Raw genomic sequence first — 22,397 nt, forward strand, 5'->3', positions numbered from 1 at the left:
ATGACCGCCACCACACCGGAGATCCACCGCGGCCTGGCCGGTGTCGTCGTCGACACCACCGAGATCTCCACCGTCATCCAGGAGACCAACTCCCTCACCTACCGGGGCTACCCGGTCCAGGACCTGGCCGCCCACCGGTCCTTCGAGGAGGTCGCCTTCCTCCTCCGGCACGGTGAACTGCCCGACACCGCCCAGCTGAAGGACTACCAGGCCCGTGAGCGGGCCCTGCGCCCGCTGGACCGCAGCACGCTGGAGCTGCTGGCCCGGCTGCCGGAGACCTGCCACCCGATGGACGTGCTGCGCACCGCGGTCAGCTTCTTCGGCGCGGAGGACCCGCTGGAGGACGACGGCAGCCTGGCCGCCAACCGCGCCAAGTCCCTGACGCTGCTGGCGAAGCTGCCCACCGTGGTGGCCGCCGACCAGCGCCGCCGACGGGGTCTCGCGCCGATCGCGCCGGACCCGGAGCTGGGGTACGCGGAGAACTTCTTCCACATGTGCTTCGGTACGGTGCCCGAGCCGGAGGTGGTCCGCTGCTTCGAGATCTCCCTGACCCTCTACGCCGAACACAGCTTCAACGCCTCGACGTTCACCGCCCGGGTCGTCACCTCCACCCTCTCCGACCTCTACAGCGCGGTCACCGCCGCCGTCGGCGCGCTGAAGGGCCCGCTGCACGGCGGGGCGAACGAGGCCGTGATGCACATGCTGAACGAGATCGGCGACCCGCGGCGGGCAGGGGACTGGCTGGACGAGGCGCTGGCCGCCAAGCGGAAGATCATGGGCTTCGGCCACCGCGTCTACAAGCACGGCGACTCCCGCGTCCCGGTCATGCAGGAGGCCCTCGACCGCCTGGTCGCCCGCGCGGGCGACCCCGAGGTAACCCGCCTCGCCACCCTGCACGCGGCCCTGCGCCACGCCATGGTCACCCGCAAGGGCATCCACCCGAACCTGGACTACCCCGCCGGGCTCGCCTACCACCTGATGGGCTTCGAAATCCCCGTCTTCACGCCGATCTTCGTGATGAGCCGGATCACCGGGTGGACGGCCCACATCACCGAACAGCTCGCCCACAACGCCCTGATCAGGCCGCTCGCCTCGTACGACGGGCCAGTCCAGCGCCCGGTGCCCGCCGCCTCCTGACCGGCGGCCACGGGGCCACCGTGGACGACCGGGGCTGAGGGGCCCGGGTCCGCCGCCGGGCTGAGGGGCCCGGCGGCCCAGCCGGAGCGGGGTGCGACGCGTGTGCGTCGCACCCCGCTCCCGTCGCCGGGCGCCGAGGGCGTGCGGGCGGGTCAGGAGGCGGGGAGTTCGTCCCGGACCGTGCGGGCGGCGGCGACCAGGTTCTCCAGGGAGGTCCGGGTCTCCGGCCAGCCGCGGGTCTTCAGGCCGCAGTCGGGGTTCACCCACAGGCGCTCGGCCGGGATGGCCTCAAGTCCCTTGCGCAGCAGGGCGGCGGCCTCCTCGGTGCTCGGGATGCGCGGGGAGTGGATGTCGTAGACCCCGGGTCCGGCCTCGCGCGGATAGCCGTGCGCCGCGAGCTCACGGGCGACCTGCATGTGGGAGCGGGCGGCCTCCAGGCTGATGACGTCGGCGTCGAGATCGTCGATGGCCTGGACGATGTCGCCGAACTCCGCGTAGCACATGTGGGTGTGGATCTGCGTGTCCGCCCGCACCCCCGCCGTGGCCAGCCGGAAGGACTCCGTCGCCCACTCCAGGTACGCCGCGTGCTCGGCGGCCCGCAGCGGCAGCGTCTCGCGCAGCGCAGGCTCGTCCACCTGGATCACCGACGTGCCGTTCGCCTCCAGGTCCCCGACCTCGTCGCGCAGGGCGAGGGCCACCTGCCGGGCGGTCTCGCCGAGCGGCTGGTCGTCGCGGACGAAGGACCAGGCCAGCATGGTCACCGGGCCGGTGAGCATGCCCTTGACCGGGCGCTCGGTCAGCGACTGGGCGTACGCCGTCCAGCGCACCGTCATCGCCTCGGGGCGCGAGATGTCCCCGGCCAGGACCGGGGGCCGGACGTAGCGGGTGCCGTAGGACTGGACCCAGCCGTGCTGGGTGGCCAGGTAGCCGGTGAGCTGCTCGGCGAAGTACTGCACCATGTCGTTGCGTTCGGGCTCGCCGTGCACCAGGACGTCGATCCCGGCCTTCTCCTGGAAGGAGAGGACCTCGCGGATCTCGTTCTTGATCCGCTCCTCGTAGCCGGCCTGGTCGATCCGCCCCGCCCGCAGGTCGGCGCGGGCGGTCCGCAACTCGGTGGTCTGCGGGAACGACCCGATCGTGGTCGTCGGCAGCAGCGGCAGCCCGAGGTGGGCGCGCTGCGCGGCGGCCCGTTCCGGGTAGGGCTGGGAGCGGCGGCCGTCGGCGTCGGTGACCGCCGCCGTGCGGGCCCGCACCGCCGGGTCATGGGTGATGGGCGAGTTGGTACGGGAGGCCAGATCGGCCCGGTTGGCGGCGAGTTCGGCCCCGATGGCCTCGGTGCCGCGCGACAGCCCCCTGGCCAGCGTGACGATCTCTTCGGTCTTCTGCCGGGCGAAGGCCAGCCAGCGGGCGATCTGCGGGTCGATGTCGCGTTCGGCGTCCGCGTCCAGCGGGACGTGGAGCAGGGAGCAGGAGGCGGAGACGTCGACGCGGTCGGCGAGGCCGAGGAGCGTGCCGAGGGTCGCGAGGGACTTCTCCAGGTCGTTGATCCAGATGTTGCGGCCGTTGACGACCCCCGCGACCAGCCGCTTGCCGGGCAGGCCGCCCGCGGCGGCCAGCGCCGCCAGGTTCGCGGCGGCCGCGTCCGTGAAGTCCAGGGCCAGGCCGTCGACCGGCGCCTTGGCGAGAACGAGGAGGGCGTCCCCCAGCTGGTCGAAGTAGGAGGCCACCAGCAGCTTGGGCCGGTCGGCCAGGGCGCCGAGGTCGCGGTAGGCGCGGGCGGCGGCGTTCAGCTCGGCCGGGGTGCGGTCCTGGACGAGCGCGGGCTCGTCCAGCTGCACCCACTCGGCGCCCGCCGCGCGCAGGTCTGCCAGGACCTCGGCGTACACCGGCAGCAGCCGGTCCAGCAGCGTCAGCGGCTCGAATCCGGCGGCGACACCGGGGGCCGCCTTGGCGAGCAGCAGGTAGGTGACGGGGCCGACCAGGACCGGGCGCGGCGTGAGGCCGAGCGCCAGGGCCTCCTTGAACTCCGCGACCTGCTTGGCGGAGTCCGCCGTGAACACCGTGTCCGGGCCCAGCTCCGGCACCAGGTAGTGGTAGTTGGTGTCGAACCACTTCGTCATCTCCAGCGGAGCGACGTCCTGGGTGCCCCGCGCCATCGCGAAGTAGCCGTCGAGGGCGTCCGCGTCCACCGCGTCCTGGTGCCGCGCCGGGATCGCGCCGACCATGACGCTGGTGTCCAGGACGTGGTCGTAGTAGGAGAAGTCACCGGTCGGGACCTCGTCCACACCGGCGTCGGCGAGCTGCTGCCAGTTGGTGCGGCGCAGACCGGCGGCGGTCCGCCGCAGGGCCTCCGCGTCGACGCGGCCCTTCCAGTACCCCTCGACGGCCTTCTTCAGTTCACGGTTCTGACCCTGGCGGGGGTAGCCGTACACGGTGGCGTGTGCTGCCGCGGCTGCGGGCTTCGGTGTCACGGAACTCTCCTTCGCGAGATGAATCCTTGGTCCGGAGACGGACGAGGGTGCGAAGGGATGGCGAACCGGACGGAAGCGACCCCGCGCGGCACAGGCGCGGTCGTCCGTCTGGTGCAGTACGCCGACCCGCCCTCGAGGTCACCGGAATGTCCGCGTACGAAATCGTCCGGACGCGGGCAGTTGGCAGGTCTTCGGACTCGCGGGCGCGCCCTGACGACGTCAGGACACCTACTGGCCGTCGCTTCCCGGGCCCTGCGTGGACCCAGTGCGTATGACGGCGGTCGTTCCCACATACCGCTGCGGGGCAGTCCCGGATTCCCACCGGGTTCCCTCTTGCGACACCCCGCCTGGCGGACAGGGCGAACCAGCTGCTGCGGGAGAGCCTACGGGCTGCCCCCGGACTCCGGGAGGCCGCGTCCAACGATCGGACATGTGAGGGAGGTCACTTACGGGCGGGGCCGCCGGGACTCGGGCGGCCGACCGGTCCCCGCGGGATGCGAGGATGAAACGCATGGTCTCTCCCCCCATGAGGCACCCCGCCACGGAGTCGCTGGGACGGCTGCGTGACGAGCTGTTCCGGACCGCCGTCGCCTGCGACTCCTCCCGCGCCATCGACCTCGTGCTCCGCGCACTGGAGGCGGCGGGCGGGTGCGACGGCGACATACTGGCCGGACGCGCCGCGGCCGAGACCATCCTGCTGAACGTGATCGCCCCGGTGCAGGCCCGGGTCGGAACGGAGTGGGCCGCCAACCGGATCACCGTGGCCCAGGAGCACGGCGCCAGCGCCATCAGCGACCGGTGCATCTCCGCCCTCATCGGCGAGGTCCGCCGCCGGCCGCACGAGCGTTCCCGCGGCCGGATCATCGTCGCCTGCGTCGAGGGCGAATGGCACGCGCTGCCCGCCCGGCTGGTGGCCGAGACCCTGATCCTGCGGGGATGGGAGGTGGACTACCTCGGCGCGCAGGTCCCCACTCCCCACCTGGTGGCCCACATCCAGCAGCGGAACGCCGACGCGGTGCTGCTCTCCTCCTCGATCCCCACCCGCCTGCCCGCCGCCCACGCGGCGATCAGCGCCTGCCAGAGCGTGGGGATGCCGGTCCTCGTCGGCGGCGCGGCCTTCGGCGCCGACGGCCGCTACGCCCGGCTGCTGGGAGCCGAGGGCTGGGCGGCCGACGCGCCCGCCGCGGCCGACGCCCTGGCGGACGGACTGACCCCGCGGACGGAGGCTCCGGGACTCCTGGGGCTGGACACCCTGCCGCACCTGAGCGATCAGGAGTACACGTTCGTGATCACGAACAAACAGGTCCTGGCCCGGCAGGTGATCGCCGATCTGGAGAGGGACTTCCCGGCGATGCGCGCCTACACCGACGCGCAACGGGAGCGTACCGCCGAGGACATCGACCACATCGTCGAGTTCCTCAGCGTGGCCCTGTACGTGGACGACCACGACCTGTTCACCGTGTTCATCGGCTGGACCCGCGAGATCCTGGCGGCGCGCCGGGTGCCCGCCGCGTCCATGATCCCGGCCCTCGACTCCCTGGCCCGGCAGCTGCACGACTTCCCCCGCGCGCTCGGCCTGCTGGCGGCGGGCCGCTCCGCGCTCGCCGCACCGCCCGCCCCCCGCTGACGAGGGCTCGCGCCACGGCCGGCCGGAGGGGCCCGCCCGTGGCCGCGGGGGTGTGCCGGCGGCGGAACAGCCCCGTTCTGCTGTGTCAGCCCCGTTCGGCTGTGCCGGAACAGGGCGCTCGCTCGGGCCCGCCCCCGGCCCGAGCAGCGCCGCCTCACGCCGTGGTGTCGAGGATGTGCCGGAGGCTGTTGCCGATGTGCAGGGCCGTCGCGGCCGCCGCACGGTCCCCGTCGCCGCTCGCGATCGCCCGGCAGACCGCCGCGTGCTCCGTGGCGGAGAGCAGCATCCGCTCGGGGCTCCGGCGCGCGATCCGGCGCAGTCTGCGGAGCTGTCCCCGGACCGGCTCCATGGCACGGGCCAGGTACGGGTTCGCCACCACGTCGTCGATCTCCCGGTCCAGGCGCTCGGTCAGCTCGTAGTAGTCGTCCAGCCGCGCCGCCCCCGCCCCATCGGCCAGCAGCGCGTGGTGAGCGCCGAACTCCTCCGCCAGAGAGGCGAAGTCCCGGCACCGCGCCGACCTGGCGCACAGCCGTACCACGTGTGTCTCCAGCGCCTCCCGCAGCTGGAAGAGGTGCCGGACCTCGGGCAGGGACAGCTCGCCCACGAAAGCCCCACGCCCCGGGACCAGCCGCACCAGCCCCTCCCGGTCCAGCCGTTGCAGGGCCTCCCGCAGCGGCGTACGGGAGACGCCGAGCCGCTCGGCGACCTGAACCTCGTTGAGGTGCGCCCCGGGGTCGAGCTCCCCGGCGATGATCTCCGTCTTCAGCTGTTCGTACGAGCGCACGCTCTGGTTCATCGCCCTCATCGCCCCGGCCCTCTCCTCCGTCACCCTGCTCATCGTCCCGCACGGGCCCGCGCGCTCCGACCGCCTGGACCCTTCCTGTATACACGCTGTATACAGAACCTGAACCCGTCGCGGACCCGGTGACGGCCGCCCGGCGGCTCGCGTACCGGCACCCCTGATCCGAGGAGTCCCCCATGGCGCAGCGACCGACCACCCGCCTCCGCCGGATGATCGAGAGCGACGGCATCCACGTCGCCCCGGGCGCCTACGACGGCCTGAGCGCCCGCCTCGTGGAGGAGAGCGGGAGCGAGCTGCTGTACGCCAGCGGCGGAGCCATCGCCCGCAGCTGCGGCGTCCCCGACATCGGCCTGCTGAGCCTCACCGAGGTCGCCTCGCGCATCGAGCAGATGGTGGACGTGACGAGCCTCCCGGTCATCGCGGACGCCGACACCGGCTTCGGCAACGCCGTGAACGCCGTACGCACCCTCGCGCTGTACGAACGCGTCGGCGTGGCCGGCCTGCACATCGAGGACCAGACCTTCCCCAAGCGCTGCGGCCACCTCGACGACAAGTCCCTGGTCGGCACGGACGAGATGGTCCAGAAGATCCAGGCCCTCGCCCAGGCCCGCACCGACCCCGACTTCGTCCTGATCGCCCGAACGGACGCCATCGCCACCGAGGGCCTGGACGCGGCGATCGAGCGCGCGAACGCCTACGTCCGGGCCGGTGCGGACGTGATCTTCGTGGAGGCGCCCGAGACCGTCGGGCAGATCGAGGAGATCGCCAGGCGCATCCCCCAGCCGAAGCTGATCAACATGTTCCACGGCGGCAAGACCCCGCTCGTCCCCAGGGAACGCCTCCGCGAACTCGGCTACCGGCTGATCATCATCCCCTCCGACCTCCAGCGAGCGGTGATCACCGCCGTCCGGCGCACCCTGGAAGCCATCAACCGCGACGGCGACAGCGGCGCCGTCCGAAACGACATGGCCTCCTTCGCCGACCGCGAACGAATCGTGCGCACGGCGGAGTACCTGGCCATCGGGTCCTGAGGGGCCCGGGGGGCCAGGGGCCCGGTGGTGATCCGGGGACCAGGCGGAGGCGTTCCGGCCCGTTCCCGGCGAGGCCACCCCGGCACAGGACGCGCGGGCCCCTCGGGCACCCGGCAGACGCGGCGCCGCCCGGCCGGAAGATCCGGCCGGGCGGCGGGAAACGCGGGTCGAAGAGCTCTGACGGCTCTCCGGCGGGTAGGCCGTGTGGGACTCGAACCCACAACCAACGGATTAAAAGTCCGCTGCTCTGACCAATTGAGCTAACGGCCCCTGCGGCGTCACCCCCCGAGCATAGCCCGCCCGGTCCCGGCAGCCGATCCGGTATCGGTGCTGGGCCCGTCGCGCCTGTTCCGGGGGGCTGCGGAGCGGGGGCGGGGACGGCAACAGGGCCCGTACGTCACCGAGTCGGTTCGGTGGCGTACGGGCCCTGCCGGTCTGTCAGGCGGACCTGCTCGGCCGGTCAGCGGCCGGGCGGGGGTCAGCCGTTGCGCTTCCAGCGCGGCTTGTCGTCGCGGCGGCCGAAGGAGCCGGTGTTGGTGCCGGTGTTGGCGCCGCGGTGGTCGTCACGACGGCCGTTGGGGCGGTCGTTGCCGCCGGAGCGGAAGCCGCCCGAGGGGCGGTCGTCGCGACGGTCACGGTTGAACGGGCGGTCGCCGCCGCCGGAGCGGTAGCCGCCGGAGGGGCGGTCGTCACGACGGTCGCGGCTGAACGACGGGCGGTCGTTGTCACGGCGCTCGAAGGAACGGCCACCACGGTCGTCCCGACGGTCGGTGCCACCGGAGCGGAAGCCACCGGACGGCCGGTCGTCGCGGCGGTCGCGGAACGACGGGCGGTCGTTGTCGCGACGCTCGAAGGAACGGCCACCACGGTCGTCCCGACGGTCGGTGCCACCGGAGCGGAAGCCACCGGACGGCCGGTCGTCACGACGGTCGCGGCTGAACGACGGGCGGTCGTTGTCACGGCGCTCGAAGGAACGGCCACCACGGTCGTCCCGACGGTCACGGTTGAACGACGGCCGGTCGTCGCGGCGGTCGTTGCCGCGGTAGCCGCCACGGTCGCCGCCCCGGTTGTCACGGCGGTCGAAGTTGCCCCGGTCGTCACGGCGGTCGTCGCGGGCGGCAGGCTGCTCGGGGACGGAGACGGCGGCCACGAGGGCGGCCTCGGCCTCGGCGGCCACCTCGGCGACCGCGGCCTCCGGGTCCTCGCCCCGCTCGCGGGCGGCACGGGCGACCAGGCGGTCGGCCTCCTCGCGCAGCTCGACGGCGCGGCGCTGCACGCGCTCCAGCTGCTTCGTCAGGTCGGCGGCCTCGCGCTCGGCCTGCTTGGCGGCGTTGTTCGCGGAGTCGGCCTGGACCTCGGTGAGCGAACGGGCGCCGGTGATCTCGGCGACCTCCGGCTCGAACACGCCCGCGCCCTGGACGATGTGGCGCGAGGCGTCGACGCCCGCGTCCTCCATCAGCCGGAAGATCTGGCGGCGCTGGTGCGGGAGCGCCAGCGAGACGACGACACCGGACTTGCCGGCGCGGGCGGTACGGCCCGAGCGGTGCAGGTAGTCCTTGTGGTCACCGGCCGGGTCCACGTTCAGGACCAGGTCGATGCCGTCGACGTGGATGCCGCGGGCGGCGACGTCGGTGGCGACGAGCGCGTTGACGTAGCCCTTCTTGAAGTCCTCCAGGACCCGCGTACGGGCGCCCTGGGTCATGCCGCCGTGCAGCGCGTCGGCCTTCACGCCGGACTCGATGAGCTGCTCGGCGATGCGGTCGGCGCCCAGCTGGGTGCGGACGAAGATGATCGTGCGGCCCTTGCGGGCGGCGATGGCGGCCGTGACCGGCGCCTTGTCCTTCGGCTTCACGACCAGCACGTGGTGCGACATGGTCGTCACGTTGCCCTGGGCGCTGTCGACCTCGTGCGTCACCGGGTCGGTGAGGTAGCGCTTGACCAGCGTGCTGATCTCGTTCTCCATGGTGGCGGAGAAGAGCATCCGCTGACCGCCGCCCGGGACCTGGTCCAGCAGCTCGGTGACCTCGGGCAGGAAGCCCAGGTCGGACATCTGGTCGGCCTCGTCGAGGACGGCGACCTGGACGTCCTCCAGGGAGCAGGCGCCCCGGTTGATGATGTCGCGCAGCCGGCCCGGGGTGGCGACGAGGATGTCGACGCCGCGCTCCAGGGCGTAGATCTGGTTGCCCATCGACGTACCGCCGCAGACGACCTTCATCTTGAGGCCGAGCACGTCGCCGTACGGCTGGAGCGCGTCCGCGACCTGCATCGCCAGCTCACGGGTCGGGGTGAGGATGACGGCGCGGGGCTTCTTCTTCTCGGTGCGGCCACCGGCCAGGGCGGCCAGGGTCGGCAGACCGAAGGAGAGGGTCTTGCCGGAGCCCGTACGGCCGCGGCCCAGGATGTCCTTGCCGGCCAGGGCGTCCGGGATGGTCGCCGCCTGGATCGGGAAGGGGGTGGTCACACCGTTCTGCGCGAGCTTGCGGACGATGCCCTCGGGCAGGCCCAGGTCGCCGAAGGTGACGGTCGGCTCGGCGTCGGCCTCATCGGCCTCGGTGGCCTCGTCGGCCGTGATCTCGGCCGCGGGCTCCTCGGCGGAGGCGTCGGCGTCCGCCACGAAGTCGGCGACGGTCTTCTCGGAGACCGGAGCCTGCTCGGCGTCGGTGGTCCCGGCCTTCTCGGCCGCGACGGTGGTCTCGGTCTTCTCGGCCGCGTCGGTCGTCTCGGCCTTCTCCGCGGCGGAAGCCGCAGCACCGGCGGGCGCCTCGGTCACAGCGGAAGCGACCAGCTCGGCGAGCTGCTCGGCATCGGTGTTCTCGGGCATGACGGTGCGGTCAGAACTGGAAATTGACATGCGAAACGCGAAACCTTCCGGAGTCTCGGCACGCGCCCATAACTCCGTGATTCGCAATTTCGACCGCCTCAATGCGGTCCAGCCACGGCAAGGGAGAGTACGCGCCACACGGCGCTCTTCTGTGTCGGCGCCGGGCAAGGGGATCAAACGATCTACCACCATACGCACCCTCCCCCACCTCGCGCAAACCGCCCTGCTGTGACCCCCGCTACACCGGCGCCACCTGCGGTGATGCCTGCGGCGTCCGGCGGGGGGCGGCATCGTCCGGTCCGCCCATCGCCTGGGCGCGGTACTGCTGTGCGGCGGGCGATGCCGAGGGGGGCGGCTCCGGCGGGGCGGTGGGCTCCGGGTCGGGGACCGGGTCCGGGTCGGGCGCGGGCGGGGCGGGCGGGTCCGGGACCTGCGGCGGGGGCTCTCCCGGCCCCGGGGTCGAGGGGGTCGGGGCCGGGGGCGGGGCCTGCCCCCCGCGCGTGGGCTGCGGGGCACCGGGCTTGGGGCGCGGCGCCTTGGGGGCCTTCGACGCCGCCGCGTCCTTGGTCTCGCCCGGCTTCGGTGTGTGGTCGGCGTCCTTCCGGTCGGAGTGCGGCTGGGCGTCGCCCGCCGCGCGGCCTCCGGGCTGCCCGGAGCCGGGGACCGTGTCCCCGTCGGGATCGGCCGCCGACCCCTTCTGGCCCGCGGACCGCGAAGGACCCGGCTTGGCGCCGGCGCCGTCGTCGCCGACGCTCATACAGCCGGTGGACGCGGCGATCGTCAGCGCGGTGACGGCTGCCCAGCGGACAGGGGCGGACAACTGGCGCACGGGGGCACCTCCGGGGCGAGGGGACGGGAGCGGTGGTACGGGGGCGGGAGCGGGGAGCGCGGCTGCCGGGCCGGGGCCGGGGCGGGCCCCGGCGAGCGGTACGGCGTCGTACCGTGCCCAACTCCCCCGACCCCGCCGGAGACACGCCCGAAACCGCACCCACCCGCCGAGGCCCGGTCCTCGGGCCCCGGTCCCGAAGGCCGGGGCCCCACCCGGGCCCACGGAGCGGCCCGGCCCCCTACCCCCCGAACCCGCCCGCCAGTTCCGCCCCCAGGAACACCGCGCCCAGCCCCACCAGCAGGGACCCCAGCACGTTGGCGGCGGCCAGGAAGGCGCGGCCCGTCTCGGCCAGGCGGAGGGTCTCGTACGAGAACGTCGAGTACGTCGTCAGCGCCCCGCACAGGCCCGTCGCCAGCAGGGCATGCACCGGCGAGGACACCGCCGCCCCGGTCAGCACCCCGAGCAGCAGGCTCCCCGCGGCGTTCACCGTGAACGTGCCCCACGGGAAGACGTACGCGACGCCCCGCCCCTGGTGCGCCTGCACCGCACGGTCCGTCAGATAGCGCAGGGGCGCGCCCACCGCCCCGCCGACCGCCACCAGCAGCCAGTTCACGCGGACCGCACCCCGCCTTCGATCTCCGCACTCCCGTCCCCGTTGCCGTTCCCGTCCCGGCCCCGGCTCCCGCCTCTGTCCAGCCAGGCCCGCGTCGCGACGGCCGCCGCCCCTACCGCTCCCAGCGCGGCCACCACCGTCGCGGCGGCGTACGCCACGGCCGTCAGGAGTTGCTGACGCACCAGCAGGCCGGAGACATCGGCCGCGTACGTCGAGAAGGTCGTGAAGCCGCCGAGTACGCCGACCCCGAGGAAGGGCCGCGCGAGCGGACGCGTCACCCGGCCCCGCTCGACGGTGAGCACCATCAGGACGCCGATGAGGGCGCAGCCGGACACGTTGACCGCGAACACCGTCCAGGGGAAGCCGTTCCCTCCGGGCCAGAGCACCAGGGCCCCGTAGCGGGCGAGGGCCCCGAGCGCGCCGCCCGCGGCGACGGCCGCGAGCACCCGGCCCTGCGGGGCGGCGGGCGGGCCCGGCTCCGGCAGCTCGTCCGGCGCCTGCCCGCTCACCCGTAGCCCAGGGCATGCAGCCGCTCGTCGTCGATGCCGAAGTGGTGGGCGATCTCGTGGACGACGGTGATCTCGGTCTCGGCGACGACGTCCTCCTGCGTCTCGCACATCCGCAGGGTCGGGCCCCGGTAGATGGTGATGCGGTCCGGCAGCACCCCGGCGTACCACTCACCTCGGTCGGTGAGCGGGGTGCCCTCGTAGAGGCCCAGCAGCTCGGGGTCGCCGGGGTCCGGCTCGTCCTCGACGAAGACGGCCACGTTGTCCATCAGCCGCGTCAGCTCGGGCGGAATCCGGTCCAGAGCCTGGCTCACCAGCTCTTCGAACTGTTCGCGCGTCATCTCCAGCACGCCGCCATTGTCGCGTACGACGGCCCGGCACGGGCAGCCGACGACGGCACTCCCCTCACTTCCGCCCCTCCCGCGCCCCCAGCCCCGGCCCCCGGGGTCCTTCCGCCCGCCCGACGGCGCGCGCCCCGCGCCCGGCCCCAGCGCGCGTCCGGGCCCGCCCCGCGCCCGGCGGCACCCCGCATGGAGGGGGCCGCGTCCGGGCATACGGGCCCAATGGTCCGCGCCCCGTTCCGTGCCGCAGCCGACCGGGTGCGGCACCGCCTCGTCCGTCTCGTCCGCCCCGCCCACCCGGAGTCGGTGTCACCCAAGGACACCGTGCGCCCCAAGGGCTCCGCCGCTCCCTCGGTCCCGGGCGACCTGGCCGGGACCGCGCCGCGCCCGTACGTCCGCGCCCTCGGCATGCTCGCCGTCGTCGTGCTCGGAGCCTGGCTCGGGCTGCTCGCCGTGGGGTCCATCCGTACGCCGGTCGGCCCCATGGACACGAACATGACCCTGCGCCCCTCGCTCACCGGGGGCAGCAAGATCAACGTGGCGCCGCTGGGGGCCCTGGAGCTGGACTCGCACATCGCGCCGCTCCGGCTGGACGTGGACGTGGACCGGCTGGACCCCGAGCGCTCGCAGGCCCTGGTCGACCAGCCGGAACGGTTCTCCGGCCTCCAGGACGACGTCGCCCGGGACGTCACGGCCGGGACCGGGGAGCTGGCCGTGCGCTCCTGCGTCGCCGTGATCTCCGGGGCCACCGCGCTCGGCCTCGTCGTCTACCACCGCCCCCGCCGCGCCCTGGCCGCGGGCGGGCTCGCCCTCACCCTGCTGGCCGCGTCCGGCGTCAGCGCGTACGCGACCTGGAACCCGAAATCCGTCCTGGAGCCGAAGTTCTCCGGGCTGCTCTCCAGCGCCCCGTCCCTGGTCGGCGACGCCCGCTCGATCGTCACCGAGTTCGACATCTACCAGCAGGAGCTGGCCCGTCTGGTCACCAACGTCACCAAGCTGTACGACGCGACCTCCACGCTCCCCGTCTACCAGCCCGACCCGGGCACCATCCGGGCCCTGCACGTCTCCGACATCCACCTCAACCCGGCCGCCTGGCACATCATCGCCTCGCTCGTCGAGCAGTACGAGATCGACGTGATCATCGACTCCGGCGACACCATGGACCACGGCTCGACCGCGGAGAACGGTTTCCTCGACCCGATCCGCGGCCTCGGCGCGCCGTACGTCTGGGTGCGCGGCAACCACGACTCCCAGGAGACCCAGGCCTACCTGGGGAAGTTCAAGAACGTGCGCGTCCTGGACGAGGGGCGGGCCGTGAACGTCGGCGGGCTGCGGATCGCGGGCACCGGCGACGCCTCCTTCACCCCGGACCGGACCGGCCCCGGCGGCAACAAGGAGGCCGCCCGGCTGGAGGGCATGCGCCTGGCCTCCGCCCTCCGCGACCAGGAGCGCGCGGGCACCCCGGCCGACATCGCGGTCGCCCACGACCCGAACACCGCCCGGGAGACCGACGGCACCGTCCCGCTGGTGCTCGCCGGGCACCTCCACAAGCGGATCAACGAGCAGCTGAAGTTCGGTACGCGGCTGAAGGTGGAGGGGTCCACGGGCGGCGGCGGGCTGCGCGCGGTTCAGAACGAGAAGCCGGAGCGGGTGCGGGCCTCGGTGCTCTACCTGGACCGCTCGACCCGCCGTCTCCAGGCCTGGGACGAGATCACCCTGGGCGGCCTCGGACTGACGACCGCCGAGGTCAGCCGCCATCTCCCCGAGGAGAACCTGAAGAAGGACGGGACCCCCGCCTCGTCCCCCTCCCCGTCCTCCACACCGCCCCCGACCCGCGCCCCGGGGCGGCCGGCTCCGTCGCCGTAAACCGTTTTGGCGATAGCTCCACCCATCCCATATGCTTCTCACGTCCCCGACGCGCTGCAAAGCGAACCGGCGGGCCAATAGCCCTCATCGTCTAGTGGCCCAGGACGCCGCCCTTTCAAGGCGGTAGCACGGGTTCGAATCCCGTTGGGGGCACGTTTCACCGTGTGCGAGACTTGTTTCGCACCGCGCTTGGTCCTGTGGAGCAGTTTGGAGTGCTCGCCACCCTGTCAAGGTGGAGGCCGCGGGTTCAAATCCCGTCAGGACCGCTTGCAGCTCACCCCGGTGAACTGCGTGGCTGGGTAGCTCAGTTGGTACGAGCGATCGCCTGAAAAGCGATAGGTCGCCGGTTCGATCCCGGCCCCAGCCACCATCGTGAGAACGTCCCGGACGGCATGCCGTCCGGGACGTTCTTGTATATGGCGATGACACTCCGACTCCCCGACGACCTCGACGCGAAACTCACCGCGTGCGCCGGGCGCACCGGGCGCAGCAAGCAGGCTCTCGTCATCGAGGCGATAAAAAGGCGGCAGCGCTACCGCAGGCCCTCGCCCGCAGCCACGCGCTGATCGACGGCGACAAGCGCACAGCCTGGGCCGCAAAGGACCGAGCCGGGGGCTCCGGGGGTGAATTCGGGGGGAGCTCGCGCGTGGTGTCGAGAACGTCCGCCCGGTTCCGACGTCCCCTGTGCAGGCCGACAACCGGCCACGAACCCGCACGGAGGTAACGGTCATGAAGTATCTGGTGATGGTCCAGGGCAGCCAGGCGGACTACGAGGCCCAGAGCGGCAAGGGGTCCGCGGAGAGTCCGGCCTGGGACGAGAAGGCCATGCAGGCGATGTTCGCCCACATGGGGAAGATCAACGACGACCTCGCCGAGTCCGGTGAGCTGGTGACCGGGTACGGGCTGCGCGAGCCCGCGCAGGGGCGGGCCGTGAGCCTCGACGCCGAGGGGCGTCCGGTGGTCTCCGACGGGCCCTACGGCGAGACGAAGGAGCTGCTCGCCGGGTTCTGGGTGCTCGACTGCGAGAGCCTGGAACGGGTGACCGAGATCGCCGCCCGCGTGGCACGCTGTCCGCAGCCGGCCGGGGCGCCCGACTACCCGGTGCTCATCCGGCCCGTCGACGGCGGGATCGACGACTGACCCACGGGGAACAGGGAGACGGATGGACCGGAGCGACCACCGGACGTCCGCGTCGGTCGAGGACCTGCTGCGCCTGCACGCGCCGCAGGTCCTCGGCGCGCTCGTCCGCCGTTACGGGCACTTCGACCCGGCCGAGGACTCCGTCCAGGAAGCCCTGATCGCCGCCGCCCGGCAGTGGCCGCAGGACGGCGTCCCGGAGAACCCGCGCGGCTGGCTCATCCGGGTCGCCTCCCGCCGCCTCACCGACCGGCTGCGCAGCGACGCCGCCCGCCGCAGACGCGAGGAGACCGCGGCCGCGCTCACCCCGGCGGACGCGTTCGTCGCCCCGCCGCCCGGGGAGGGGCGGGCCCCCTCCGAGGACGACACGCTCACCCTGCTGTTCCTCTGCTGCCACCCCGCGCTCTCCCCCGCCGCCCAGATCGCGCTGACCCTGCGTGCGGTCGGCGGCCTGACCACGGCCGAGATCGCCCGCGCCCTGCTGGCGCCGGAGGCGACCGTGGCCCAGCGGATCAGCCGGGCCAAGCGGGCGGTGCGCGGCGCGGACTTCCGGCCGCCGGAGCCCGCGGACCGCGACCAGCGGCTCGCCGCCGTCCTCCAGGTGCTCTACCTGATCTTCAACGAGGGCTACACCGCCACCGCCGGGCCCGCACTGCACCGCACCGACCTGGCCCGCGAGGCGATCCGGCTGACCCGTTCCGTACGCCGGCTCCTCCCCCGCGAGGGGCGGGTGACCGGGCTCCTGGCGCTCATGGTCCTCACCGAGGCGCGCGCTCCGGCGCGCACCGGGCCGGGCGGTGAGCTGATCCCGCTCGACGCCCAGGACCGGGCCCTGTGGGACCGTACGGCCATCGCCGAAGGCACCGCGCTCGCCGAGGAGGCGCTGTCCCAGGGGCCCGCCGGGGACTACCAGCTCCAGGCCGCCGTCGCCGCGCTGCACGACGAGGCGGAGCGCGCCGAGGACACCGACTGGCCGCAGATCCTCGCCCTGTACGACCTCCTCGTGCGGCGCACCCCCGATCCCGCCGCCGCGCTGGGCCGGGCCGTCGCCGTGGCCATGGTGCACGGGCCGCGCGCCGGACTGGCGGAAGTGGACGCGCTGGCCCGGCCGTTGGCGGGGCGCCACCGGTTCGACGCCGTACGGGGCCACCTACTGGAGCGCGCCGGGGAACGGGACGCCGCCCGTGCCGCCTACCTCGCGGCCGCCGACGCCACCCTCAGCGAGCCCGAGGCCCGCTATCTGCGCGGGCGCGCGGACCGGCTGGGGGCGTGACCCGCGAGGCCGTGGCCCTCCTGGTGCCCTCCGGCGCGCCGCTCCCCGTGCTGCCCCTGCTCCCTCCGCTCCCCCCTGCTCCTCCTCATCCCTTCGGCCGAACCCGCCGCAGCCATCGGCGCAACCCCGCTCGCCGCGCCCCCGTCCGCTCGGGATGATCGGCCCCATGACCACCAGCGACAGCGCATCCGACGGCAACGACAGCGCGCGGGGTTTCGGCAGAGGCGTCGACCTGCGGATCGCCCAGCAGCCGGAGGCCGACGCGCTGCTGGCCCGCAGCCCCCTGGCCGCCCTCGTCGGGATGCTGCTGGACCAGCAGGTGCCGATGGAGTGGGCGTTCACCGGGCCGTACACGCTCGCCGGACGCATGGGCTCCGACGACCTGGACGCGGGGCGGATCGCCGCCCAGGACCCGGAGGAGTTCACCTCGCTGTTCACCACCAAGCCGGCCCTGCACCGCTACCCCGGCTCCATGGCCCAGCGGGTGCAGCAGCTGTGCCGGTACCTGGTCGCGGAGTACGGCGGTGACGCGAGCGCCGTGTGGCGGGACGCCGCCTCCGGGGCCGACCTGCTGGAGCGGCTGAAGGCGCTGCCGGGGTTCGGCGAGCAGAAGGCCCGGATCTTCCTGGCGCTGCTCGGCAAGCAGTACGGCGTGCGGCCCCCGGGGTGGCGCGAGGCGGCGGGGGCGTACGGGGAGACCGGATCGCGTCGCTCCGTCGCCGACATCACCGGGCCCACGTCGCTGGCCGAGGTACGCGCGTACAAACAGGAGGCCAAGGCGGCGGCCAAGGCGAAGAAGGCCACGGCCGGGACGACTGCCAAGAAGACAGCGGGCGGCGCGGCGACTGCCAAGAAGACGGCCGCCGGCAGGGCGACCGGCCGGGAGAAGACCCCCAAGGGGCCGGCTTCCAAGGCGGTCCCGAAGCGCACCGCGAAGCGGGATACGCAGTAACCACCCGCCCCGGGGCACCGATCGGAACCAGCGCACCTGTTCACAGACGTCACCGCGCTCGCTAGCTTTCCAGCACACGCGTTCCCACCGACCGACCGGAAGGACTCCTGTGCACGCGACACGTCGAAGAGCCATGGCTGTGGTGGCCGCCACCGCCCTGGCCACCCCGCTTCTCCTGGCCGCGTCCCCGAACCACGGCCGCCCGGCGTCGCACGACCCCGCCGGGGAAGCCGCCAAGCTCTCCAGGGAGTTGGTGAAGAAGGCGTCCGCGCGCGACGCCCACCGCCACCTCCGGCAGTTCCAGGCGATAGCCGACTCCGCCGAGGGCCACCGCGCCGCGGGGTCGCTCGGTCACGACGCGTCGGCGGCGTACGTCTACCGCCAGCTCCAGCGGGCCGGGTACCGGGTCTCGTACGAGAGCTTCCGCTTCACCTACACCGAGACGCTGGCCGAGAAGCTGTCCGTGGTCGCCCCGGCGCCCCGCGACGTGACCATCAAGGCCATGACGTACACGCCGTCGACCGCGGTGGGCGGAGTGACCGCCGGACTCGTCGCCGTGCCCCTCGACGCGACCACCGGCTGCGAGGCCTCCGACTACGCCGCCGCCGACTTCACCGGCGCGATCGCGCTCATCCAGCGCGGCGGCTGCTCCTTCGCCGAGAAGCAGGCGGCCGCGGCGGAGGCGGGCGCGGTGGGGGCCGTCATCTACAACAACACCGAGGGCGTGCTGTCCGGCACGCTCGGCGAGGCCGCCGCGGGCCGCATCCCGACCGGCGGACTGACCCAGGCCGAGGGCGAGCGGCTGGCCGCCGACCTCAAGGGCGGCGAGGTCACCGTCTCCTTCGAGATCCGCGAGCTCCAGGAGGACCGGCCCACCCGCAACGTCATCGCCGAGACGCCCGGCGGCAGCGCCGCGCGCACCGTGATGCTCGGCGCGCACCTCGACTCGGTGACCGAGGGGCCCGGCATCAACGACAACGGCTCCGGCTCCGCCGGGCTGCTCCAAGTCGCCCTGGAGCTCGCAAAATCCACGAGCAAGCCCGCCAACAAGGTGCGGTTCGCCTGGTGGTCGGCGGAGGAGAACGGGCTGATCGGCTCGGAGAAGTACGTCGCCGCCCTGAGCGACAAGCAGCGCGAACAGATCAAGCTCTACCTGAACTTCGACATGATCGCCTCACCCAACGGCGGGCAGTTCGTCTACGACGGCGACGACTCCGACCAGGTCGGCTCCGGTCCCGGCCCGGAGGGATCGGCCCAACTGGAGCGCGACATCACCGCGTTCCTGGACGGCAAGGGCAAGCCGCACGAGGGCACCGACTTCACCGGCCGCTCGGACTACGGGCCGTTCATCGAGGTCGGCATCCCCTCCGGCGGTACGGACACCGGGGCCGAGGGCATCAAGACGGCCGCCCAGGCCGAGGTGTTCGGCGGGGAGGCGGGGATCGCGTTCGACCCCTGCTACCACGCGGCCTGCGACGACCTGGACAACATCGACATGGCGCTCTTCGACACCAACATCGACGTGATCGCCAACGCCGTCGGCACGTACGCCCACGACCTGAGCTCCCTGACCCGCCCGGTCACCCCCGCCCCCAGCACCGGCACCCCGGGCAGCGGCGGCGGCCTCCGCGAGGGCCACGGCCACGAGGTCACCGAGTGACGGCCCTCCCGCGGCACTGAACCCGAGGACGACAGGTGTGCGAGCCCGGTACGGACATCCCGTACCGGGCTCGCCGCCTTTCGGCCCACCTGGGCGATATGCGCCCACTGCTCCGGCAGCGCGGTGAGCTTCCCCGGCTGCGCCCGGAGGCCCTTGCCCGGTAGGCTTTCCGTGTGATCTTCAAGCGCATCGGAAATGGGCGGCCATACCCCGACCACGGCCGGGAAAGCACCCGACAGTGGGCGGACGTCGCGCCGCGTCCGGTTCGCCTGGACCAGCTCGTGACCACCAAGGGCCAGCTGGACCTGGAGACCCTCCTCGCCGAGGACTCCACCTTCTACGGCGACCTGTTCGCGCACGTCGTGAAGTGGCAGGGCGACCTCTATCTGGAGGACGGGCTGCACCGGGCGGTCCGGGCCGCGCTCCAGCAGCGCCAGGTGCTCCACGCCCGCGTCCTCGAACTGGGCTGACCCCCCGGGGCCCGACCCGGCCCTCCCGGCCTCGGCCCGCCCCTCTTGTGGCTCGGCCCGGCTCCTTTCGCGTGCTTTCGGGTGCTTTCCTACCCATCCGGGTGCCATACGTTGATCATTTAGTACGCATCATCACCGCGTCGCACTACGCTGCCCCCATGAGCATGCTCACTCCCCCCGGCATGGGCGGAAAGTACCGCATCACGGGCGACGCCTACCCCCGCATGCGCCGCCCCCGACGCCGTCACCGGCTGGTCCTCGCCGGTATCGGCGCCGTCGTGGTGCTCGGCCTGGTCGGCTGGGGCACGCTCCAGCTCATCGACGTCTTCACCGGCGGCGACAGGAGCGCCAACGCGGCCGGTCACCGGCGCGCCTGCCCGAGCCCCGCGGCGTCGGCGGCCCCCGCCAGGGCGCTGCCGAAACCGGCCGCCGTCAAGGTGAACGTCTACAACGCGACGACCCGTGCCGGACTGGCCAAGACCGCCGCCGAGGAGCTCAAGAAGCGCGGGTTCGCCATCGGGGAGGTGGGCAACGCGTCCAAGGAGTACGACAAGAAGGTGCCGGGCACCGCCGTCCTGCTGGGCGCGCCGACCGCGACGGACGGCAGCTTCACGGTGCTGGGCACGCATCTGGTGGGCGCGGTGCAGAAGACCGACACCCGTAGGACGGGGGAGGTCGACCTGATCCTCGGGGCGAAGTTCACGGCGTTCAGCACCCAGCAGGAGGCGACCGCCGCGATGGCGTCCCTGACGAAGCCGTCCCCGGCCCCGTCCTCCTCCTGCTGAAGCCCGTCCCGCTCCGGCCGCCGCTTACTACTCGGCCGTGCCGTACATCCGGTCGCCCGCGTCGCCCAGGCCCGGCACGATGTAGCCGTGCTCGTTGAGCCGCTCGTCGACGGAGGCGGTGACCACGGTGACCGGGGTGCCCGCCAGCTCGCGCTCCATCACCTCGACGCCCTCGGGCGCCGCGAGGAGCACCACGGCGGTGACGTCGTCGGCGCCGCGCTTGATCAGCTCCCTGATGGCGGCGACCAGGGTGCCGCCGGTGGCCAGCATCGGGTCCAGTACGTAGACCTGGCGCCCGGAGAGGTCCTCCGGCATCCGGGTCGCGTACGTCTCCGCCTGGAGCGTCTCCTCGTTGCGGATCATGCCGAGGAAGCCCACCTCGGCGGTCGGCAGCAGCCGGACCATGCCGTCCAGCATGCCGAGACCGGCGCGCAGGATGGGGACGACGAGGGGGCGCGGGTGCGACAGCTTGACCCCCGTCGTGGGCGTCACCGGGGTTTCGATGTCGACCTGCTCGGTACGCACATCCCTGGTGGCCTCGTAGGCGAGGAGGGTGACCAGCTCGTCGGCGAGCCGCCGGAAGGTCGGGGAGTCGGTGCGCTTGTCGCGCAGCGTGGTCAGTTTGTGCGCCACCAGCGGGTGGTCGACGACGTGGATCCGCATGCGTCAACAGTAACCGCGCCGCCCGGCCCTCTGCGCTGGCATCAACCACCTGTTCGGGGGGAAGGTGGGGGCGTAGGCAGCCAGTGATGGGGTGGTGAGTCGATGCCGCAGGCGGAACAGCAGCCGGACCGGGTCTCCTACGTCCTGCGCGACGCGCGCGACCCGCAGGACGCGGGTCGTGAGGCGCCGGACGCGCAGGAGAGCGACGCGGCCCGCCGCCGCCGACGCGCCCAGTTCCTCCGCGAGCTCCACGAGGCGAAGCAACTCCGCGACCGGGTGCAGCCGCGCCGGGCCCGCGCGGCCCGTATGCGCCAGCAGATGCGGATGCGTACGTTCCGCTGGTGACGCGGGGCCAGCCGGTGGCGGGCCGCCCCGGTCGGCGGTGACCCGGCGGCCCGGCAACCCGCTCACCTGGGCATCTGACAGGAGTGCCGGGCGCACCGCGCCGTGCCGGGAGGAGTCCTTCGCGCCCTGCCCTCCACCACCGTCCGCCCCCGTGTACCACCGGCGCACCCTCCCACTGATCGGACCCCTGCCGACTCCGTCAGGGCGACGGCCGACCAGGCACTCCTGGAACTGATGGCCGACGCAACGGCCGAAGAGGTCTCGCCCGGCGCTTGTTTCTGCCACGATGCCGATTGGGCGGGGCTCAGGGCGGACGGATCACCGGCCGCCTTCCCGTCGGACCGATTCGCCTATGACCAGTGGGAGAGTCACGGTGTACTTCGCCGCACTGCTCGCGCGCACCGAAGACGGGTGGGAAGCGAGCGACACGGAGCTCGACGATGTGGAGACCCTGTCCGACCTGACGGATCTGGCCCGCGAGGCCTCGGTGGACGAGGACACGGTCCTCGTCTACATCGAGCAGGAGGACGCCTGGTTCGGCGTCGTCCGGGTGGACGGTGAGGAGGACCCCCGTATCTACGTGTCGGACGCGTCCGCCGCCGCCCGCTCCTCGTACGGGGAGATCCTGCTCACCGACGAAATGCTCGGCCGCGAACCAGGGGCCGAGGACGAGATCGCCGCGCTGGAGGAGCTCGTCGATCTCGACGGCACCGAGGACGGCGAGCCGGAACGGCCCTCCGCCGGGGCCTCCGCCGCGGACGACGACGGCCCCGACCCGGACGCCGTGCCCGCCGGACCGATCGGCGAACTGGGGGTCCTCGCCGACCTGGGGATGTCCGGGAAGGAGCTGCTGACCCTCCAGACGGACGCCCTCACGGAGATCGCGGAAGCCGTGGGTGCCTCCGACGTCCTGGAGTCGGTCCGCTAGCCGGGACGGCCCCGCACCGGCCGCCGCGGCCCCCCGGCCCCCCCCCCCCCGCGGCCCCGCCCCGCGCCCCCCCGCGGGCGCCCCCGGGGGGGGCCCGGGGGGGGGCGCCCCCCCCCCCCCCCCCCCAAAACACCCCCCCC

At 73.3% G+C, this 22,397-nt stretch carries 21 protein-coding genes, 4 tRNA genes and 1 riboswitch; of the genes, 16 read left to right on the top strand and 9 right to left on the bottom strand.

The features are described 5' to 3' along the window. Window positions 1-1,137 carry a bifunctional 2-methylcitrate synthase/citrate synthase gene (locus ACIRRU_RS29335; RefSeq protein ID WP_403685417.1) on the top strand — a complete coding sequence of 379 codons (1,137 nt, stop codon included), beginning with the start codon at window positions 1-3 and terminating at the stop codon, window positions 1,135-1,137. A gap of 152 nt (window positions 1,138-1,289) precedes the next feature. Here the strand turns inward: ACIRRU_RS29335 and metE are convergent, their stop codons facing one another. After that, window positions 1,290-3,608: a 5-methyltetrahydropteroyltriglutamate--homocysteine S-methyltransferase gene (metE, locus tag ACIRRU_RS29340; protein WP_403685418.1), complete on the bottom strand. Its 2,319-nt coding sequence runs from the start codon at window positions 3,606-3,608 to the stop codon at window positions 1,290-1,292. Window positions 3,609-3,772: 164 nt separating this feature from the next. Then, window positions 3,773-3,992: riboswitch (cobalamin riboswitch) on the bottom strand. Window positions 3,993-4,134: 142 nt separating this feature from the next. Here metE and ACIRRU_RS29345 point away from each other — a divergent pair. Continuing rightward, a complete protein-coding gene (locus ACIRRU_RS29345) occupies window positions 4,135-5,235 on the top strand; it encodes a B12-binding domain-containing protein (protein ID WP_403685420.1) in 1,101 nt (366 codons plus the stop codon). 154 nt (window positions 5,236-5,389) lie between these two features. Here ACIRRU_RS29345 and ACIRRU_RS29350 read toward each other — a convergent pair whose 3' ends face one another. Further along, window positions 5,390-6,064, bottom strand: a complete 675-nt coding sequence (locus ACIRRU_RS29350; RefSeq protein ID WP_403685421.1) for a GntR family transcriptional regulator — start codon at window positions 6,062-6,064, stop codon at window positions 5,390-5,392. Between the two features lie 149 nt (window positions 6,065-6,213). On the opposite strand from ACIRRU_RS29350, the gene ACIRRU_RS29355 reads away from it, so the two are divergent. Further along, window positions 6,214-7,068, top strand: a complete 855-nt coding sequence (locus ACIRRU_RS29355) for an oxaloacetate decarboxylase (RefSeq protein WP_403685423.1) — start codon at window positions 6,214-6,216, stop codon at window positions 7,066-7,068. Between the two features lie 196 nt (window positions 7,069-7,264). Here the strand turns inward: ACIRRU_RS29355 and ACIRRU_RS29360 are convergent. The 6 genes from ACIRRU_RS29360 to ACIRRU_RS29385 form a co-directional block, all read right to left on the bottom strand. Next, a tRNA-Lys gene (locus ACIRRU_RS29360) sits at window positions 7,265-7,338 on the bottom strand. Between the two features lie 208 nt (window positions 7,339-7,546). Further along, window positions 7,547-9,919 carry a DEAD/DEAH box helicase gene (locus ACIRRU_RS29365; protein WP_403685425.1) on the bottom strand — a complete coding sequence of 791 codons (2,373 nt, stop codon included), beginning with the start codon at window positions 9,917-9,919 and terminating at the stop codon, window positions 7,547-7,549. Window positions 9,920-10,127: 208 nt separating this feature from the next. Continuing rightward, entirely contained in the window at window positions 10,128-10,718 is a 591-nt protein-coding gene (locus ACIRRU_RS29370) for a hypothetical protein (protein ID WP_403685427.1), read from the bottom strand. A gap of 238 nt (window positions 10,719-10,956) precedes the next feature. After that, window positions 10,957-11,331: a fluoride efflux transporter CrcB gene (crcB, locus tag ACIRRU_RS29375; protein ID WP_403685429.1), complete on the bottom strand. Its 375-nt coding sequence runs from the start codon at window positions 11,329-11,331 to the stop codon at window positions 10,957-10,959. Beyond that, on the bottom strand, window positions 11,328-11,840 hold the full coding sequence (locus tag ACIRRU_RS29380; RefSeq protein ID WP_403685430.1) for a fluoride efflux transporter FluC: 513 nt from the start codon (window positions 11,838-11,840) through the stop codon (window positions 11,328-11,330). The genes crcB and ACIRRU_RS29380 overlap by 4 nt, the downstream gene beginning before the upstream one ends. Next, window positions 11,837-12,187 (bottom strand): metallopeptidase family protein, encoded by a 351-nt coding sequence (locus tag ACIRRU_RS29385; protein ID WP_338119540.1) that lies wholly within the window; start codon window positions 12,185-12,187, stop codon window positions 11,837-11,839. The genes ACIRRU_RS29380 and ACIRRU_RS29385 overlap by 4 nt, the downstream gene beginning before the upstream one ends. 213 nt (window positions 12,188-12,400) lie before the next feature. Between ACIRRU_RS29385 and ACIRRU_RS29390 the strand changes: the two genes are divergently transcribed. From ACIRRU_RS29390 to ACIRRU_RS29440, 11 genes are all read left to right on the top strand, one after another. Continuing rightward, window positions 12,401-14,044: a metallophosphoesterase gene (locus tag ACIRRU_RS29390; RefSeq protein WP_403685432.1), complete on the top strand. Its 1,644-nt coding sequence runs from the start codon at window positions 12,401-12,403 to the stop codon at window positions 14,042-14,044. A gap of 80 nt (window positions 14,045-14,124) precedes the next feature. Beyond that, window positions 14,125-14,197: transfer RNA gene (locus tag ACIRRU_RS29395), tRNA-Glu, on the top strand. 38 nt (window positions 14,198-14,235) lie between these two features. Beyond that, window positions 14,236-14,310: transfer RNA gene (locus ACIRRU_RS29400), tRNA-Asp, on the top strand. Between the two features lie 27 nt (window positions 14,311-14,337). Continuing rightward, window positions 14,338-14,414, top strand: a tRNA-Phe gene (locus ACIRRU_RS29405). A gap of 46 nt (window positions 14,415-14,460) precedes the next feature. After that, window positions 14,461-14,610, top strand: a complete 150-nt coding sequence (locus tag ACIRRU_RS29410) for a hypothetical protein (RefSeq protein ID WP_403685433.1) — start codon at window positions 14,461-14,463, stop codon at window positions 14,608-14,610. Window positions 14,611-14,773: 163 nt separating this feature from the next. After that, a complete protein-coding gene (locus ACIRRU_RS29415; protein ID WP_363205105.1) occupies window positions 14,774-15,184 on the top strand; it encodes a YciI family protein in 411 nt (136 codons plus the stop codon). Window positions 15,185-15,206: 22 nt separating this feature from the next. After that, a complete protein-coding gene (locus tag ACIRRU_RS29420; RefSeq protein ID WP_403685434.1) occupies window positions 15,207-16,454 on the top strand; it encodes an RNA polymerase sigma factor in 1,248 nt (415 codons plus the stop codon). Between the two features lie 154 nt (window positions 16,455-16,608). Further along, a complete protein-coding gene (locus tag ACIRRU_RS29425) occupies window positions 16,609-17,406 on the top strand; it encodes an HhH-GPD-type base excision DNA repair protein (RefSeq protein ID WP_403685435.1) in 798 nt (265 codons plus the stop codon). Between the two features lie 133 nt (window positions 17,407-17,539). Then, window positions 17,540-19,066 carry a M28 family metallopeptidase gene (locus ACIRRU_RS29430; RefSeq protein ID WP_403685436.1) on the top strand — a complete coding sequence of 509 codons (1,527 nt, stop codon included), beginning with the start codon at window positions 17,540-17,542 and terminating at the stop codon, window positions 19,064-19,066. A gap of 173 nt (window positions 19,067-19,239) precedes the next feature. Next, on the top strand, window positions 19,240-19,536 hold the full coding sequence (locus ACIRRU_RS29435; RefSeq protein ID WP_003955420.1) for a type II toxin-antitoxin system VapB family antitoxin: 297 nt from the start codon (window positions 19,240-19,242) through the stop codon (window positions 19,534-19,536). 182 nt (window positions 19,537-19,718) lie between these two features. Then, complete coding sequence (locus ACIRRU_RS29440; RefSeq protein WP_403685440.1) at window positions 19,719-20,321, top strand: LytR C-terminal domain-containing protein; 603 nt, start codon at window positions 19,719-19,721, stop codon at window positions 20,319-20,321. 27 nt (window positions 20,322-20,348) lie between these two features. Here ACIRRU_RS29440 and upp read toward each other — a convergent pair whose 3' ends face one another. Beyond that, window positions 20,349-20,984: a uracil phosphoribosyltransferase gene (gene upp / locus ACIRRU_RS29445; protein ID WP_018513622.1), complete on the bottom strand. Its 636-nt coding sequence runs from the start codon at window positions 20,982-20,984 to the stop codon at window positions 20,349-20,351. Window positions 20,985-21,086: 102 nt separating this feature from the next. On the opposite strand from upp, the gene ACIRRU_RS29450 reads away from it, so the two are divergent. After that, window positions 21,087-21,329 (top strand): hypothetical protein, encoded by a 243-nt coding sequence (locus ACIRRU_RS29450; RefSeq protein WP_363205110.1) that lies wholly within the window; start codon window positions 21,087-21,089, stop codon window positions 21,327-21,329. 373 nt (window positions 21,330-21,702) lie between these two features. Beyond that, the gene (locus ACIRRU_RS29455; protein WP_403685441.1) at window positions 21,703-22,257 is read left to right on the top strand and encodes a hypothetical protein; all 555 of its coding nucleotides are present in this window, start codon (window positions 21,703-21,705) and stop codon (window positions 22,255-22,257) included. Window positions 22,258-22,397 lie beyond the last annotated feature (140 nt).

The organism is Streptomyces sp. NPDC101181 (assembly GCF_044767975.1).
Lineage (GTDB): Bacteria > Actinomycetota > Actinomycetes > Streptomycetales > Streptomycetaceae > Streptomyces.

What these genes read in the sequence shown, in the direction of transcription:
- ACIRRU_RS29355 (WP_403685423.1), top strand. Translation starts at nt 6,214, where the DNA reads ATGGCGCAGCGACCGACCACCCGCCTCCGCCGGATGATCGAGAGCGAC.
- ACIRRU_RS29440 (WP_403685440.1), top strand. Translation starts at nt 19,719, where the DNA reads ATGGGCGGAAAGTACCGCATCACGGGCGACGCCTACCCCCGCATGCGC.
- ACIRRU_RS29365 (WP_403685425.1), bottom strand. Translation starts at nt 9,919, where the DNA reads ATGTCAATTTCCAGTTCTGACCGCACCGTCATGCCCGAGAACACCGAT.
- ACIRRU_RS29335 (WP_403685417.1), top strand. Translation starts at nt 1, where the DNA reads ATGACCGCCACCACACCGGAGATCCACCGCGGCCTGGCCGGTGTCGTC.
- ACIRRU_RS29425 (WP_403685435.1), top strand. Translation starts at nt 16,609, where the DNA reads ATGATCGGCCCCATGACCACCAGCGACAGCGCATCCGACGGCAACGAC.
- ACIRRU_RS29415 (WP_363205105.1), top strand. Translation starts at nt 14,774, where the DNA reads ATGAAGTATCTGGTGATGGTCCAGGGCAGCCAGGCGGACTACGAGGCC.
- ACIRRU_RS29430 (WP_403685436.1), top strand. Translation starts at nt 17,540, where the DNA reads ATGGCTGTGGTGGCCGCCACCGCCCTGGCCACCCCGCTTCTCCTGGCC.
- ACIRRU_RS29390 (WP_403685432.1), top strand. Translation starts at nt 12,401, where the DNA reads ATGGTCCGCGCCCCGTTCCGTGCCGCAGCCGACCGGGTGCGGCACCGC.
- ACIRRU_RS29450 (WP_363205110.1), top strand. Translation starts at nt 21,087, where the DNA reads ATGCCGCAGGCGGAACAGCAGCCGGACCGGGTCTCCTACGTCCTGCGC.
- ACIRRU_RS29420 (WP_403685434.1), top strand. Translation starts at nt 15,207, where the DNA reads ATGGACCGGAGCGACCACCGGACGTCCGCGTCGGTCGAGGACCTGCTG.
- ACIRRU_RS29345 (WP_403685420.1), top strand. Translation starts at nt 4,135, where the DNA reads ATGAGGCACCCCGCCACGGAGTCGCTGGGACGGCTGCGTGACGAGCTG.
- upp (WP_018513622.1), bottom strand. Translation starts at nt 20,984, where the DNA reads ATGCGGATCCACGTCGTCGACCACCCGCTGGTGGCGCACAAACTGACC.
- ACIRRU_RS29410 (WP_403685433.1), top strand. Translation starts at nt 14,461, where the DNA reads ATGGCGATGACACTCCGACTCCCCGACGACCTCGACGCGAAACTCACC.